Origin of the sequence: Rhizobium leguminosarum, from assembly GCF_004123835.1 — a bacterium.
In the GTDB taxonomy this organism is placed as follows: Bacteria; Pseudomonadota; Alphaproteobacteria; order Rhizobiales; family Rhizobiaceae; genus Rhizobium; species Rhizobium leguminosarum_M.
The window spans coordinates 128660-143924 of the sequence record NZ_MZMU01000026.1 but is presented as its reverse complement, the minus strand read 5'-3'; the positions used below and the strand labels follow the sequence as shown (position 1 = coordinate 143924).

The following is a 15265-nucleotide window of genomic DNA, read 5'->3' as shown; positions in this document are numbered from 1 at the left end:
TCTCGACGCAACGGTGTCAGTCGGGCATTCTTATGGATGTTCATTCGGAGTGATCCTGGAAAACTGAGGTGTGGTAACTCCAGTCTCCTAAATCCGCTCCGAATGGACAACCTCCTGAAAGCTCACAGCTAGAGCAATTCCAGCAAAAAGTGCGTAGCGGTTTTGCGTCCGGAATTGCGTGAAAACAAGGAGATAGAGCATTTCCGTGATTCGGAGAAAAACGGAAATGCTCTAGCGTTCACCGGGCGGCAAGGCTGCTATCGCCGCCTTGGTGAAGGCCGACAGTGGCGCGGGCAAATCCGTCAGTGGAAACCAGCCGAAATCCGAGAGCTTGTCCGGTTCAGTCAGTTGCGGCTCGCCTTCAACGTCGCGGGCGAGATAGAGAATCGAGATCCAGTGTTGGCGATCGGCATCGATGATCTGCTCGGTCACGCCAAGCCGTTCGATGCGGCCGATCGTCAGGCCGGTTTCCTCTTCGGCCTCACGGCGCGCGGCAGTCTCTGCCGGCTCCATGTGATCGACCTTGCCGCCGACGATATTCCAATAGCCGGCTTCTGGTGATCGCACGCGTTTGTAAAGAAGGATCCTGGCGTCGCGCAGAATCACCAGGCCAACGCCGAGACCCGGAAAATCAATGCCGGGCCTGCCCATGATAATGGTTAGACCTTGGCGCTGCCGGCGATCAGCATGAAGGCGGGGATATCGTCGCCGAAGCCGACCGGGGTGGGGCCGTCGTCATGGTCGCGATGGCGGCGGCGGTCGCGGCTGTCGTCGTTTGCCGGGTAAGGCCTACTGTTGCGCGCGTTGTTCTGCGGCTTCTGCTCTGCTTTGCGCTCGTTCTTCACGATGTCGGCCTTTACTGGTGCTGCTTCAATCACGTCGACGCCATTATCCTGTATGTCGTTATCAGATTTATGACTCGCGGCGGCGCGATTGCCGCGTCCGCGTCCACGATCCTTGTCGCCATTCTCTCTCGGCGCACGATCTCGGCCTGCACCATCTCTGGCACCACGCTCGCGGCTGTTGCGGCGCGGGCGTTCGCTGTCCCTGCTGTCTTCTGCCGGCGGCGGCAGCGACGTCAGGTCACCGCTCAGCCATTCGACTTTTTCGCCGATCAGCTTCTCGATGGCATCGACAAACTTAGTGTCGCGCTTGGTAACGAGAGTGAAGGCGGCACCCGAGCGGCCGGCACGGCCGGTACGGCCGATGCGGTGGACATAATCCTCGGAATGGATCGGCACGTCGAAATTGAAGACGTGGCTGACATCGGGGATATCGAGGCCGCGGGCGGCGACGTCAGAAGCGACCAGAAGCTGGAGATTGCCGTCACGGAAGCTCTGCAGCGTCATCGTGCGCGAACGCTGGTCCATGTCGCCATGCAGGGCGCCGACCGAGAAGCCGTGGCGTTCGAGCGACCGGAAGAGGTCGGCGACATCCTTCTTGCGGTTGCAGAAGACGATGGCGTTCTTGAGTTCGGTCTGGGCGCGGACGAGTTCGCGCAAAACGGCGCGCTTTTCGTAATCCTTGCCGTGCGAAGCGACGAAACGCTGCGTCACGGTCGCCGCGGCGGAAGCCGGCTTTGCGACCTCGATACGCTCGGGATTCTGCAGGAAGCGGTCGGCGAGCTTCTGGATCTCCGACGGCATGGTTGCCGAGAAGAACAGCGTCTGGCGGGTGAACGGGATCATCTTGGCGATGCGTTCGATATCGGGGATGAAACCCATGTCGAGCATGCGGTCGGCCTCGTCGATGACGAGGATCTCGACGCCGCTCATCAGGAGCTTGCCGCGCTCGAAATGGTCGAGCAGGCGGCCGGGCGTGCAGATCAGCACATCGGCGCCGCGCTCGAGCTTGCGGTCCTGGTCCTCGAAGGAAACGCCGCCGATCAGAAGGGCGACGTTCAGGCGGTGGTTCTTGCCGTATTTCTCGAAATTCTCGGCGACCTGAGCGGCGAGTTCGCGCGTCGGTTCGAGAATCAGCGTGCGGGGCATGCGCGCACGCGCACGGCCCTTTTCCAGAAGCGACAGCATCGGCAGCACGAAGGATGCCGTCTTGCCAGTGCCGGTCTGCGCGATACCGCAAATATCGCGGCGCTCGAGCGCAAACGGGATGGCTCCCGCCTGAATAGGCGTGGGGATCGTGTAGCCCGCATCCGTAACAGCGGATAGCACTTTTTGGCTCAAGCCAAGGTCAGCAAATGTCGTCAAAGGGAAAACTGTTTCCATTCCGTTCGGCCGAGCTCTGAACGAGTCGGCGGGATTGCATGCCGCAATGCAGCGCGACATAGCCCCGAATGGCCGGCAAGTCAAGAAATAGAGACGCCGCACCCATTGCAGAGTGAAGCGTTGGTTACCGGGCAGGAGTTACTTGATATAGGTGGCGAGTTTAAGGCCGGCATTCATGAAATATACTGGATCGACGGCATGGCCGTCCTGGCGCACTTCATAATGCAGGTGCGTGCCCGTCGAGCGGCCTGTGCTGCCGGCAAGGCCGATGACGTCGTTGCGGTCGACGGTGTCGCCGACCTTGACCAGAACCTCCGACATATGCCCGTAACGTGTCGAGATGCCGTTGCCGTGATCGACCTCGACCATGTTGCCATAGCCGCCGGTCCAGCCGGCCGAAATCACCTTGCCGGGCGCCGTCGGGCGGATCCTTTCGCCCGGCGAAAAGCGAAAGTCGATGCCGGAATGGAGTGCGAGCCGACCGAGGAAGGGATCACGGCGATTGCCGAAGGGGCTGGTCACTTCCTTGCCGATAGCGGGATTGCGGAAGGGCAGGGATTCGGCGGTACTGCGTACCGCTTCGAGCCGGGTCAGCGCGCCGTCGAGCGCTGCCAGCGAATTGTTGAAGCCGTCGTTGCTTTCAGGCTCGACATAGGGGCCGCCGACGGCATCGTCATCGTCTTTCCTGGCAGCGGTCTCGGGCATCGGAATCTTGAAGCGGGTCAGCACGGTCTCGATGGCATTGGCGGCATTGCCGGCATCACTCGTCAGCTGTTCGACACGGCTGCGCTGATCCTGTTCGACATCTTTCAGCGACAGCGTCACCTTGGAGAAGATGCGGTCGGCACGGTCGCCGACCGTGTCAGTGGCCGGCACATAGGCAAGCGTCGAATTGTCGGGCGTCGCATCGGCGGGCGCGCCGCTCGCCAGCTGTTTCTCGATCGCCTCGATGCCGCCACGGTTCAGCGAAGCGCGCTTATCCTCGACATCGGGTGCATAGGACTGAACGGGCGAAGACGGCGTAGGCGGGCCGCCGTCCTTTTCCGTCAGGCCGGAGCTTTCGGCCCGGTCGAGCAGATTGTCGAGCTTGCCATGGCGCGAGGTCAGCGCCATCTGCTGCTCCATCAGCTTGTCGACCTTGTCTTCCACCACCTGCTGGTCGAGAAGCTGGCGGGAGGTGATGCGGTCGACCTGCGCGCGGAGGGCGGCGATGCGGTCTTCATAATCGTGCTGCATGCGGGCCTGGCGGGCCATGGTGGCGCCGATCAGGTCGTCGCGCAGCACCAGATAGGACGTGGCCAGGAGGTAGCCGATCGAGAAAACGCCGACGAAGCAGAAGGCAAGTGCTGCCATCCATGGCCGGACCGTCATATGGCGGACCTTGTCGCCGCTTGCGAGGATGAGGATATGTTCCTTCGCCCGCCTGCCGAATACCCGGTGCTGATGTCCGCTGTTCACGCAGGCTCTCCCGATTGATGCTCTACGCCTCTTTCGGAAATTAGACACCGTTATGGTTAATGAATGCTTTCGTTGTCGTCGTCACATCATAAATTTCAGTGACTTCAGGCGTAGCTGATCGATGCGAGCGAGCGGTAGAAAGACGGCGTCAGTCCGGCCTCGGCGCGGGCAAGGTCGTTGAAGGGCGGCTTCAGCGGTCCGCGGAAATTGGCGCGCACCAACTCCTGGAAGGCCTTTGCCGGGTCGCGCTTCTCGCGGGCGCAGAGAAAGCGGAACCATTTGGCGCCGACGGCGACATGGCCTTTCTCGTCATTATAGATGACGTCGAGAACCGCAGCACTTTCGAGATCGCCGGTCTGACGCATCTTCGCCTGCAGCGACGGCGTAACGTCGAGGCCGCGGGCTTCCAGAATCAGCGGCACGACGGCAAGGCGCGCCGTCAGGTCGTTGCGCGTCGAATGGGCGGCCTGCCAGAGCCCGTCATGGGCGGGAAGATCGCCATAATCGGCACCGAGATCGTTGAGCCTGGCGCGCACCATGCGGAAGTGCTTCGCCTCCTCGAAGGCGACCAGCATCCAGCCGTCGAAAAAGGAATTCGGCACCTGCTCGGTCGCGAATCGCGCGACGATATCGAGCGCCAGATCGACGGCGTTGAGCTCGATATGGGCGATGGCGTGCAGCAGAGCGATCCGCCCTTTGAGCGTATGCAGCGAGCGCTTCTCCACCTGGGTCGGCGGCGTCAGCACCGGTTTGTCAGGACGGCCGGGCCTGTCGGGCAGGGCTGCATCGAGCGGCGAGCGCAGCGACACCCGGCGGGCGAACCAGCGGGTGGCGCTTTCCTGCGCAAGCGCCGTCTTGCGATCGAGATCGGCGGACCGGATCGCATCGATGGCGCCGCCGCGCAGCGAGCTTATCGTGAGATCCGCGCTCACGCCGCCAGGTTCCTCACGGCCTCGAGCACGGTTTCGGCATGGCCCTGCACCTTCACCTTTTGCCAGATGGTGGCGATCGTGCCGTCCTGGCGGATCAGGAAAGTGGTACGCTCGACGCCCATGAAGTTGCGGCCGTACATGCTCTTTTCCTTCCAGACGCCATAGGCCTGCAACGTCGTCTTTTCCTCGTCCGAAGCGAGCGCCACCGAAAGACGGTGCTTCTTGATGAACTTGTCATGGCAGGCGGCCGAATCGGGCGACATGCCGATGACGGCAGCCCCCGCCGCTTCGAACTCGGCTGCTAACGCGGTGAAAGCCAGTGATTCGGCGGTGCAGCCCGTCGTGTCGTCCTTGGGATAGAAGAACAATACGAGCGGCTTGCCGTGGAATTCGGCCAGCGAAACGCGGCCGCCGCCGTCGCGGGGAAGGTTGAAATCAGGGGCCGAGACGCCGATGCCGGGAACCGCCATTAGGAAAACCTTTCTTTTGCCGGGTTTGTGGATGACACTTTCTCTCCCCGAATTATATAGTGGACGGATACCCGTCCAGCATGGCCGGGTTCAATTCTTCACTTAAAGGGAGAGCCCGAGGGCGCATGTCAGCCATCCGCGGCGAAAAGGTCACGTTTCGCAAGAAGGATATCGTTGCGCTGGACCGCTTGCCGTCCGCCCAGGCCGAGGATCCGATCATCGTTCATTGCCCGCCGCCGCGTTCGCCGATGCGCCGCACGGCGAAGCTGACCTGCGGATTTCTGGGGCTGATCCTCGTTATTCTCGCTGGCATCGTTTTCACCGTCGAGAGCGGCATGTTCGACAAGCCGCTGTCGCAGCAGGCGCAGGCGGCGCTGAACGGGGTGGCCGGACCGCGTTATCGCGCCGAGGTCGGTTCCACCGTCATCCGCTTCACCTCGGATTTCCGGCTGGCGCTGGAAGCGCGTAACGTCAACATGATCGACCAGGAGAGCGGCCAGCACCTGTCGACGACGGGTTCGGTGCGCCTGGGGCTCGATCCGCTGCAGCTTTTCCGCGGCCGCATCGCCGTCGCGGACATCGAAGCGGAGGATATCGCGCTCGATACCGCGCTTCTGCCCTCCGGCAATCCCGTCAAGCTCGACGATCTGCGCATCGATGCCATGCCGGCGGCGATGGAGAAGATCTTCTCGCAGTTCGACATGTTCGATAGCATCGTGACCCGCGGCTCGACGAATTCGGTGCGTATCTCCGGCATCGACATCAAGCTTGCCGATACCGCCAATGGTCCGCTGTCGCTCGTCATCGACAATCTAGTCTTTGCCCATGCCGGCCCGTCCTCGCTGCAATTGACCGGCGAAGTTGCGCTCAATGGCGAGGTGGCGGAGCTCGACGTGCTGGCCGACAAAGAAGACGGCCACGTGTCGAAGGTCGTGGCGACGCTCAAGCATGCCGACCTCACGCCCTTTGCGCTGAAACGCAACGATCAGGGCGTGATACGGCAGGGGCTCAGCGCCTTTGCCGACCTGACAGTATCGGCCACCAGAGCGCGCGATGGGGTGCCGCCGGCGCTTGCGGCGACGATCGACATCGATCCCGGTCAGATCTATGCGGATGGCGATCCGCAGCAGCTGTCGGGCGGGCAAATTAATCTCGTCTACGATTTCGCCAAGCAGACGCTCGAGATCGCCCGATCGAACGCCCGGTTCGGCGCAACCACGCTTCCCATCAATGGCGCGCTGATCGATCTCGACAAGCTCGACCCGCAGGCAGGCAAAGGCTTCGGCATCGACCTGCTCGTCAGCGGCGGCACGGCAGCCCCCGGCGGCTCCGGCGAGCAACCGCTGTCCTTCGACATCCAGGCGACCGGGCGTTACATGGTTGCTGGCCGCGAATTCCAGTTTCCCAACATGACCGTTTCCAGCCCGCTCGGCGCGCTCTACGGATCACTGCACGTCAAGCTCGGCGACAAATCGCCGGAAATCAGCTTTGCCGGCCAGTCGGCGCAGCTGCAGACGATCGCGATCAAGCAGCTCTGGCCGTTCTGGATGGCGCCCAAGGTGCGCACCTGGGTGCACGGCAATCTCTTCGGCGGCACCGTCACCGACGCCGCCATTTCCGTCTTCATTCCCTTCGGCAGGCTGGACGAGGCAGCTGGCGGCAAGGGATTGAAGCTCGACGCCAACCAGATCCGCATCGACTTCGACATTGCGGGCGCGCGGATGAACGTCGCCGGCGATATTCCGCCGATCCGCGACACGTCAGCGCATTTCGACCTGACCGGTCCGGTTGCGACGATCGCGATCAAGAGCGGTACCTCCTATTTCCCCTCCGGCCGGTCGGTCGGCCTCGGGCAGGGGACGTTCATCTTGCCCGCCACCTACGATAAACCGCTGATGGCCGATATCGATCTCGCGGTCTCCGGGGCGGCGGACGCCGTCGGCGAGCTTCTGACCTACCGGCCAATCCGGGTGCTGCAGCGCGCCGGCTTTACGCCCGACGATCTCAAGGGCCGGATCGAGGCGAATGTGAAGGCCCATTTCGGCCTGCTCTCCTCGCAAAACCCGCCGCCTGCCGAATGGACGGCGGCAATGAAACTCACCGATATCGATCTTGCCAAGCCGTTTTCCGGCAGGATGATCAGCAATCTCGACGGCACGCTGAACGGCAATCCGAAGAGAATCATGCTTGACGCCAAAGCCCAGATCGACGGCGTCCCGGCCGATATCGATCTTACCGAACCGGTCGAGGCATCCGACACAGCGGCCAAACAACGGGTAATCACCGCGACGCTTTCCGAGGACCAGCGCAACAAGCTGATACCCGGCCTCTCCGGCATTGTCGGCGGCAGCGTGAAGGTGGTGCTGACACGGATCGATGACGACCGGCAGGACGTCCAGCTCGACCTCACCAAGTCGCTGCTCGAACTGCCCTGGATCGGCTGGGCGAAGGGCAGCGGCATTGCCGCCACGGCTGAATTTGAAACATCAGGCCCAGCCGACAATACGCAGATCAAGAACTTCCGGCTGAAGGGCGACGGTTTCGGCGCCAATGGATCGCTGAACATTGGCAAGGGCGGGCTGATCTCGGCCGATTTCGACAGCGTCAAACTCTCCTCGCTCGACGATTTCGCTCTGTCGGTGAGGCGCAGCAAAGGCAATTTCGACGTCTCGGTCTCCGGTGACAGCGCCGATGCGCGGCCGGTCATCGCGCGGTTGAAATCGGGCTCTGACGGCGATGGTGATGGGGATGCCGGCGACACCGGCGTATCGGTGCGCGCCAGGCTGAAAAACGTCATCGGCTTCAACGACGAGAAGGTCGGCAATTTCCAGGCGCAAATATCACTGCGCGGCGACAGGCTGCAGGCACTCAATTTTTCCGCCGTTACCGACAGCGGCGAGGCCGTGGTCAGCCAGATGAAGGACGGCGGCGTCATCAACATCACCAGCGGCGATGCCGGCGCGGTATCGCGTTTCGCCGATCTCTACCAGCACATGCAGGGCGGCCTGCTCAATCTGGCGATCAGGCTGGGGGCGGAGGGCGGCTGGGACGGCTCGCTCGATGTGCGCCGCTTCGCGATCGTCAACGAACAACGCCTGCGCTCGATCGTTTCGACACCGGTCGGAAATGAGCAGCGCAGCCTCAACGAAGCCGTCAAGCGCGATATCGATACCTCGTCGCAGCGCTTCCAGCGCGGCTTTGCCCGTGTCGTCTCGCGCAATGGCATGGTCGGTATTGAGAATGGCGTGCTGCGCGGTGACCAGATCGGCGCAACCTTCCAGGGCATCGTGCGCGACCGCAAGGGTAACATGGACATGACCGGCACCTTCATGCCGGCCTACGGCCTCAACCGGCTGTTCGCCGAACTGCCGCTGATCGGCGTCATCCTCGGCAATGGCAGCGACCGCGGCCTGATCGGCATCACCTTCAAGCTGACAGGCAAGTTCGACCAGCCGAACCTGCAGATCAACCCGCTGTCGATCATCGCGCCGGGCGTCTTCCGGCAGATTTTTGAGTTCCAGTAGCAGGGAAAGGCCGGACGCGAATATGGACGGCCTTGTGATCTCCTTAGGACTTAAATCTCCGTCCGTCTCAGGAGATAATCGAGGCCGCCGACGCGATACCAGCGATAGCCGTATGCATCGAGCATGACGGTATGAAATCCTTTTTCGTCCGCCTCACTGCTCGCACCGTCGGCGATATCGATCAACTGTCGCCCGTCTTCGCCTCTATCGGTATCGAAGGTCACTTCCGCCGGCTGCGCATGGAGATAGTGCAGGATCAACACGGAATTGCCACGCCAGTCATAACGAAGCGCCAGCACGCCGTCATTCCCGGTGTCGATCACGGAGAAGTCGCCCCAGCCGATCTCAGGGGCTTCCTTGCGCATCCGGATCATCCGCTCGGTCCAGTTCAGCAAGGAATTGGGATCGCGCCGCTGTTCGGCAACATTGACATGCTGGAAACCGTAGGGGCCGTCCTTGATAACGGGCGAGATAGGCTTTTCACTTTTGGTAAACCCGCCTTCCGGTTCCGTCGACCACTGCATCGGCGTGCGTGCGCAATTGCGCTCCGGCAGGCCTAAATCGTCGCCCATGCCGATTTCGTCGCCGTAGCGAATGACGGGCGTTCCAGGCAGCGAAAACAACAGGCTGTAGGCCATTTCGATCCTGCGGTGGTCGCCGCCGAGCATCGGTGCCAGGCGCCGGCGAATGCCCCTGTCGTAAAGCTGCATGTCCTTTTCAGCGCCGAAGGCGGCAAATACCGCGCCGCGTTGCTTTTCCGTCAGCCGGCCGAGATCCAGTTCATCATGGTTGCGGAGGAAGAGGCCCCATTGCGCGGTCGCCGGGCGCGGTTTCGTGGCCTCCATGGCCTTCTTGAGCGGCCGCGTGTCGGCGCTGGCGAAAGCGTAAAACAGCGCCTGATTGACCTGGAAATTGAACATCATCTGCATGCGGTCGCCGTCATCGCCGAAATATTCGAAATTGTCCTGCGGCAGGATATTGGCTTCTGCCAGGATGATGGAATCGCCCAGGCGCCACTGCAGGAATTCGCGAAATTTCCTCAGCAGATCGAACTGTTCGACAGGCTTGGTAACGTCGGCGCCTTTCGTTGCGATGATGAACGGGGCGGCATCCATCCTGAAGCCGGAGACGCCGAGCTGGATCCAGAAGCCCATGATCTTAAGGATTTCCGCCTGCACCTCGGGCTTCGACGTATTGAGATCGGGCTGGTGATTGTAGAAGCGGTGAAAATAATAGGCCTTTGCCTTGTCGTCATAGGTCCAGGTCGTCTTCTGGACACCGGGAAAGACCATGCCCTGATCGGCATTCGCCGGCTTTTTCTCCGACCAAACATACCAGTCGCGATAGCGCGAGCGCGGATCGCTCCTGGCGTCCTGGAACCAGGGATGGTCCTTGGATGTGTGATTGATCACCAGATCGATCAGCACCCGGATACCACGCTGCTTGGCGCCATGGGTGAATTCGACGAAATCGCCGAGCGAGCCATAGCGCGGGTCGACATTGTAATAATCGGAGACGTCGTAGCCGTGGTCGCGACCGGGCGACGCCTGGAACGGCATGAGCCAGATCGCCGTCACGCCGAGGCCGGAGAGGTAATCGAGGCGCCGCATCAGACCCTGAAAATCACCGACGCCGTCACCGTTCGCATCCATGAAAGTCTCGACGGACAGGCAATAGATGACAGCGTTCTTATACCAGAGGTCGTTGATCATGCCGGGCTCCAATCCAATCTGGTCGCAAATCCCGGCGGGCGGAAAAGGTTCCGATAAAGCATTCGCTATGGGGGTCGTGGTGCTTCGCAGTAGAAAAATGCGCGGGCTCTTCCTCGACAAAGCCGATTCCAAGCCAGGCTGACAAATCTGGCAGTGATGTTTTGCCTATTTTAGGGAAGTCTGATGTACTATACTGTCCCGGCCAGCAAGCAACGGCCGGTGCAATGTCGGAGGATGCGATGCAGTGCGCCCGGACAGTTTCTTTCGCATCGGCCACCATGATGGCCGTCACGATTGCCGACGCTTCGCTTTCTGCGGAAAAGAGCGTGCGGCTGAAATCGCAAGAGGCGGTCATCCGCTCCGACCACGTCCTGATGGTTCCTCTGGACGCGGTGATGACGCCGCCGATCTTCTCGATCAGCTGGTGGTCGCGGGTGAAGCCCGCTTCTGGCGTCGATCCGCCGGGTTATCTTCTTAAGAGACCAGACGAGATGACGAAGAATGCCGGCGGGGAGCTGAATGATCTTGCTCGCCGACCCCAATAGCGAGGCAAAGAAAAAGCCGGCGCGGGCGCCGGCTTTGATATCGGTTCGGAATTGAAACCGCTTACGCCGCGCGGCGGATCAGGATGTGCTTCTTCTTGCCGAGCGAGAGCTTGATGACGCCGTCGGCGGTGATTTCGCCGCTGCCGATCATCTTGCGTTCGTCGCTGACCGCCTCGTCGTTGATGCGGACTGCGCCGCCCTGGACGTGACGGCGGGCTTCGCCGTTCGACGAGGCAAGGCCGGCACGAACGATCAGCGACAGCAGGCCGATGCCGCCGTCGAGTTCGGTGGCAGGGATATCGACCGAGGGCAGGTTCTCCGAGAGGCTGCCCTCCTCGAAGGTTTTGCGCGCGGTTTCGGCAGCCTGCTCGGCGGCCGGGCGGCCATGCAGGATCGCGGTGACTTCGGTCGCCAGGATCTTCTTGACCTCGTTCAGTTCCGACCCGCCAATCGCCGAAAGCCTTCTAATTTCATCCATCGGCAACGTGGTGAAGAGCTTGAGAAAGCGCGGCACATCAGCGTCCTCGGTATTGCGCCAATATTGCCAGAAGTCATAGACAGGCAGCAGATCGGCATTCAGCCAGACCGCACCGGAAGCCGATTTGCCCATCTTGGCGCCCGACGACGTCGTCAGCAACGGCGAGGTAAGGGCGTAAAGCTGCGACGTCCCCATGCGGTGACCGAGATCGATACCGTTGACGATATTGCCCCACTGGTCTGAACCGCCCATCTGCAGGCGGCAATCGTAGCGCTTGGCAAGCTCGACGAAATCGTAGGCCTGGAGGATCATGTAGTTGAATTCCAGGAAGGACAACGACTGTTCGCGGTCAAGGCGCGTCTTCACACTGTCAAAGGACAGCATGCGGTTGACCGAGAAATGACGGCCGACATCGCGCAGGAACTCCAGATAATTCAATGAGCGCAGCCACTCGGCGTTGTTGATCATCAGCGCGGCGGTGCCGGGCATGCTGTAATCGAGGTAGTTCGAAAAGCAGCTTTTGATCGAGGCGATATTCTGCTCGATCGTCTCGATCGTCATCAGCTTGCGCGCCTCTTCCTTGAAAGAGGGATCGCCGACCATACCGGTGCCGCCGCCCATCAGCGAAATCGGGCGGTGGCCCGTCGCCTGCAGCCAATGCAGCATCATGATTTGTGTCAGATGGCCGACGTGAAGACTGGATGCTGTCGGATCGTAGCCGATGTAGGCTGTCACGGTTTCCTTGGCGAACAGGTCGTCGAGGCCGCTTTCATCGGAAATCTGATGAATGAAGCCGCGCTCTTTCAGCGTGCGGAGGAAATCGGACTTGAACTCGGACATAGGTTTCGTCTCTTGGTGTCTGCCCCGCACCCCATGGGGGCTTGGCGCAAGTTCGTTGTTGTTGATCTGTCGCGGCGCGTTTAGCACTGTTTTTATAAAAGTGCATCCGGGAATCGCATGGGAGGCAAGCCTCATGGATGTCATCAGGACCGCGATCGGGCTGATGAGCGGCACGTCGATGGACGGAATCGACGTCGCGTTGATCAGGACCGATGGCCGCGGCTTCATCGAGCGCGGGCCGTTCATGGGCGTGCCCTATGATGCGGATTTTCGCGGGCAGCTCAAACGGGCGCTGGAACTGTCGCGTCCGCTAAGTGAGAGAAGCCAGCGACCGGCTGAGCTGCGCGATATCGAGCTTGAACTGACGTCACGGCATGCAATTGCCGTTACGGCATTCATACAGCGTTTCGAGCTTTCTGCCGATGCCGTCGATATCCTCGGCTTCCATGGCCAGACGGTGCTTCATCGCCCTGATGAGGGATTGACGATCCAGATCGGCGACGGCGGGGAACTGGCGCGCCGGACCGGCATATCTGTGGTCTACGACATGCGCGCCAACGACATGGTTCATGGCGGGCAGGGCGCGCCGCTGGTGCCGGCCTATCACGCAGCACTCGCGGGAAAACTCCAGCAGCAGGGACAGGCGGCGTGCTTCGTCAATATCGGCGGCATCTCCAATCTGACCTTTATCGGCACGGACGGCCGGATATCGGCTTTCGACAGCGGTCCGGGCAATACGCTGATCGACCAGTGGGTGGAGATGCAGACCGGCAGAACCTATGATCCCGGCGGCGAGATCGGTGGGCGCGGCAAAGTCGTGGCCAGCCTGGCGGAACGCTATCTGCAAAGCCCGTTCTTCCGCGGCAATGTTCGCCGTTCGCTGGACCGCGGCGATTTTGCGCCACTTCGGCCGGAGGAGGCGGGTCTTGAAGATGGCGCCCGGACGCTGGCGCATGTCGCCGCCGCCTCGATCATCAAATCCGCCAGCTTCCTGCCCGAGACCCCAGCGATCTATATCGTCTGCGGCGGCGGGCGGCTGAACGCCACTCTGATGGCAGAGTTCTCAGTCATGGCCGAAAGGCTGGGCTCGAGGGTGTTGGCGGCCGAGGAGGCGGGTTTTGACGGCGATGCGATGGAAGCCGAGGCCTGGGCCTACCTCGCCGTCCGATCGCTGGACGGGCTGCCGCTCACATTCCCCGGCACGACAGGGGTCGCGGCTCCCGTCAGCGGTGGGGTGCTGGCAACGCCATGACAGAGCAAAGGGTCATACTGAAGACGCCACGGCTTACCTTCGTCATGTGGGACGAAGGCGATGGGACCCTGGTGCAACAGCTGCATTCGACGATGGCGACGACCCGATATCTGTCCGGCAACGTGCCGTGGAGCCTCCAAAAGGCTGAGGAACGGCTGCGCGGGTGGTTCGAGGAACAGGCGCGCGACGGCACGACCAAATACAAGCTCCTCGCCGAGGACGGTCGATTTGTCGGCCGTGCGGGGATTTCAAAGTTCAGGAACGAGCAATTCGAACTTGGCTATTCTCTGCGTGAGGAAGCGTGGGGCAAGGGCCTGGCAACGGAAGCGGCGAGCGCGCTTGCCGACTGGTTCTTCGAAAGGAAGTTTGCATCGGGCTTCATCGCCTTCACGCATCCCGAAAACGCCGCCTCGCAGCGCGTCCTCAGAAAGATCGGCATGCGCGAACGCGCGCCGATCCTGATCGACGGAGTGCTGGACACGGCTTTCGAACTCACCACCGATATGCGGCAGGAAAGGCTCTAGCTCTTTACGGCGACCGGCCGGACATGGGATTCGCGCCCAGTCTGATTATCCTCGACGCCCCTGACCTGGGCGATGAACGAGAATTTCTTGCGAAGGCCGAGGATCGGCTTCTCGATGAAATGCCAGGACAGCACCGCGACGGCGAGAGCCGATGGCAGGCCGACAAGATAGAGCGCCAGCGCACCATATTTCGGATAGAGGAAAACCGACGGGAACGAGCTGATCCAGATCTGCAAAAACGGGTCGTGATAGAGATAGACGCCGTAGGAATAGTCGCCCTTCCTGAAAAAGGCCGGAATTGGCACCTCGGACAGGCCGACGAAGACGGTGATGTAAACGAGAGAGGTGATGACCAAGGGCCGGTTGAGCACCGACTCTGTTGCCCGGCTGTCCAGGGTCAGAATGGCGACGAGGCAAACCAGACAGGCGGCGGCGAACAGCCAGCGGGAATGCGGAATGACCGCTTTGAACTGAAAGACGACGATGCCCATCATGAAGGCCGTTATCAGCTGGGAGCCGCGGCTCATGAACAGGAAGCGAGCGATCGGCTTGATTGAGCCCGGCAACAGATAGGGCATCTTCTGCACGATAAGACCGATGACGATGTAGGCGATCGTCACCGCGAGCAGCTTGTAGCGCGTCTTCACGATGGCGGTGATCATCAGGAACGACATGATGATGTAGCAGAAGATTTCCCAGGGAACCGTCCAGAGAGCGCCGTTGACGCGCTGGCTCGGATTATCCTGGAAGACGCCCGGCAGCTCGTAATGGATCCAGCCGACGATATTCAGGAAGTATTTGAAAAACCGCTGATCGGTAAAATATTCGGAGTGGTAAACGACCGTAATGATCGGCCCGATGATCAGCGAACAAACGACGATATCGACAGCCAGGGCCGGGACGATGCGCAAGCCTCGGTTGATCAGAAAATTCCGAAGGCTCAGGCGCTGGGCGCTGCCGGCGATCAGAAATCCGCTCAAAGCGAAGAACATCGGAACAAGAGCGTATTCAGTAAACCAGAATACTGACCCCCTGATGAAGTCATTGTTGTCGGTTAATAAAAAGGAATGGGTCAGCACGATGGAAAAGGCGAGCCCTATTCGAAGAAAATCGAACCCCGGACCAATTCCCCTATACTTATCCAGGACTTCCCCGAACGACTTGGTCATTGCGGACCTCGCTTTTGTTAGGATCGCGAGGAACCTACCGCACTGCAACATGGAATGCAACACGATAGGTGATCTGTTCCGGCACAGCCGGCCCGGTTGTGTTCCGGGCCGTCAAAGCATCCACAAGGCCGAGATT

General features: G+C 61.0%; 12 protein-coding genes. 4 read left to right on the top strand and 8 right to left on the bottom strand.

Going from position 1 to position 15265, the window contains the following annotated elements:
• Positions 1–231: 231 nt before the first annotated feature.
• From B5P46_RS33550 to B5P46_RS33530, 5 genes are all read right to left on the bottom strand, one after another.
• The gene (locus B5P46_RS33550; RefSeq protein ID WP_129422475.1) at positions 232–651 is read right to left on the bottom strand and encodes an NUDIX domain-containing protein; all 420 of its coding nucleotides are present in this window, start codon (positions 649–651) and stop codon (positions 232–234) included.
• Positions 652–659: 8 nt separating this feature from the next.
• Entirely contained in the window at positions 660–2225 is a 1566-nt protein-coding gene (locus B5P46_RS33545) for a DEAD/DEAH box helicase (protein WP_017960621.1), read from the bottom strand.
• Positions 2226–2363: 138 nt separating this feature from the next.
• Positions 2364–3683 (bottom strand): peptidoglycan DD-metalloendopeptidase family protein, encoded by a 1320-nt coding sequence (locus B5P46_RS33540; RefSeq protein WP_129422474.1) that lies wholly within the window; start codon positions 3681–3683, stop codon positions 2364–2366.
• 104 nt (positions 3684–3787) lie between these two features.
• Entirely contained in the window at positions 3788–4615 is an 828-nt protein-coding gene (locus tag B5P46_RS33535; RefSeq protein ID WP_129422473.1) for a ferritin-like domain-containing protein, read from the bottom strand.
• Positions 4612–5085: a peroxiredoxin gene (locus tag B5P46_RS33530; protein WP_012757610.1), complete on the bottom strand. Its 474-nt coding sequence runs from the start codon at positions 5083–5085 to the stop codon at positions 4612–4614. The genes B5P46_RS33535 and B5P46_RS33530 overlap by 4 nt, the downstream gene beginning before the upstream one ends.
• 125 nt (positions 5086–5210) lie before the next feature.
• Here B5P46_RS33530 and B5P46_RS33525 point away from each other — a divergent pair, with 125 nt between their 5' ends.
• On the top strand, positions 5211–8609 hold the full coding sequence (locus tag B5P46_RS33525; RefSeq protein WP_129422472.1) for a DUF3971 domain-containing protein: 3399 nt from the start codon (positions 5211–5213) through the stop codon (positions 8607–8609).
• Positions 8610–8659: 50 nt separating this feature from the next.
• Here the strand turns inward: B5P46_RS33525 and B5P46_RS33520 are convergent, their stop codons facing one another.
• A complete protein-coding gene (locus B5P46_RS33520) occupies positions 8660–10321 on the bottom strand; it encodes an alpha-amylase family protein (RefSeq protein ID WP_129422471.1) in 1662 nt (553 codons plus the stop codon).
• Between the two features lie 224 nt (positions 10322–10545).
• On the opposite strand from B5P46_RS33520, the gene B5P46_RS33515 reads away from it, so the two are divergent.
• On the top strand, positions 10546–10866 hold the full coding sequence (locus B5P46_RS33515) for a hypothetical protein (RefSeq protein WP_129422470.1): 321 nt from the start codon (positions 10546–10548) through the stop codon (positions 10864–10866).
• Positions 10867–10927: 61 nt separating this feature from the next.
• On the opposite strand, the gene tyrS is transcribed toward B5P46_RS33515, so the two are convergent.
• A complete protein-coding gene (gene tyrS, locus B5P46_RS33510) occupies positions 10928–12184 on the bottom strand; it encodes a tyrosine--tRNA ligase (RefSeq protein WP_129422469.1) in 1257 nt (418 codons plus the stop codon).
• A 133-nt stretch (positions 12185–12317) separates the two neighbouring features.
• On the opposite strand from tyrS, the gene B5P46_RS33505 reads away from it, so the two are divergent.
• The gene (locus tag B5P46_RS33505) at positions 12318–13436 is read left to right on the top strand and encodes an anhydro-N-acetylmuramic acid kinase (protein WP_129422468.1); all 1119 of its coding nucleotides are present in this window, start codon (positions 12318–12320) and stop codon (positions 13434–13436) included.
• Positions 13433–13960 carry a GNAT family N-acetyltransferase gene (locus B5P46_RS33500; protein ID WP_129422467.1) on the top strand — a complete coding sequence of 176 codons (528 nt, stop codon included), beginning with the start codon at positions 13433–13435 and terminating at the stop codon, positions 13958–13960. Before B5P46_RS33505 ends, B5P46_RS33500 begins: the two co-directional genes overlap by 4 nt.
• Here the strand turns inward: B5P46_RS33500 and B5P46_RS33495 are convergent.
• Positions 13957–15129, bottom strand: a complete 1173-nt coding sequence (locus B5P46_RS33495) for an acyltransferase family protein (protein ID WP_129422466.1) — start codon at positions 15127–15129, stop codon at positions 13957–13959. The genes B5P46_RS33500 and B5P46_RS33495 overlap by 4 nt on opposite strands.
• Positions 15130–15265 lie beyond the last annotated feature (136 nt).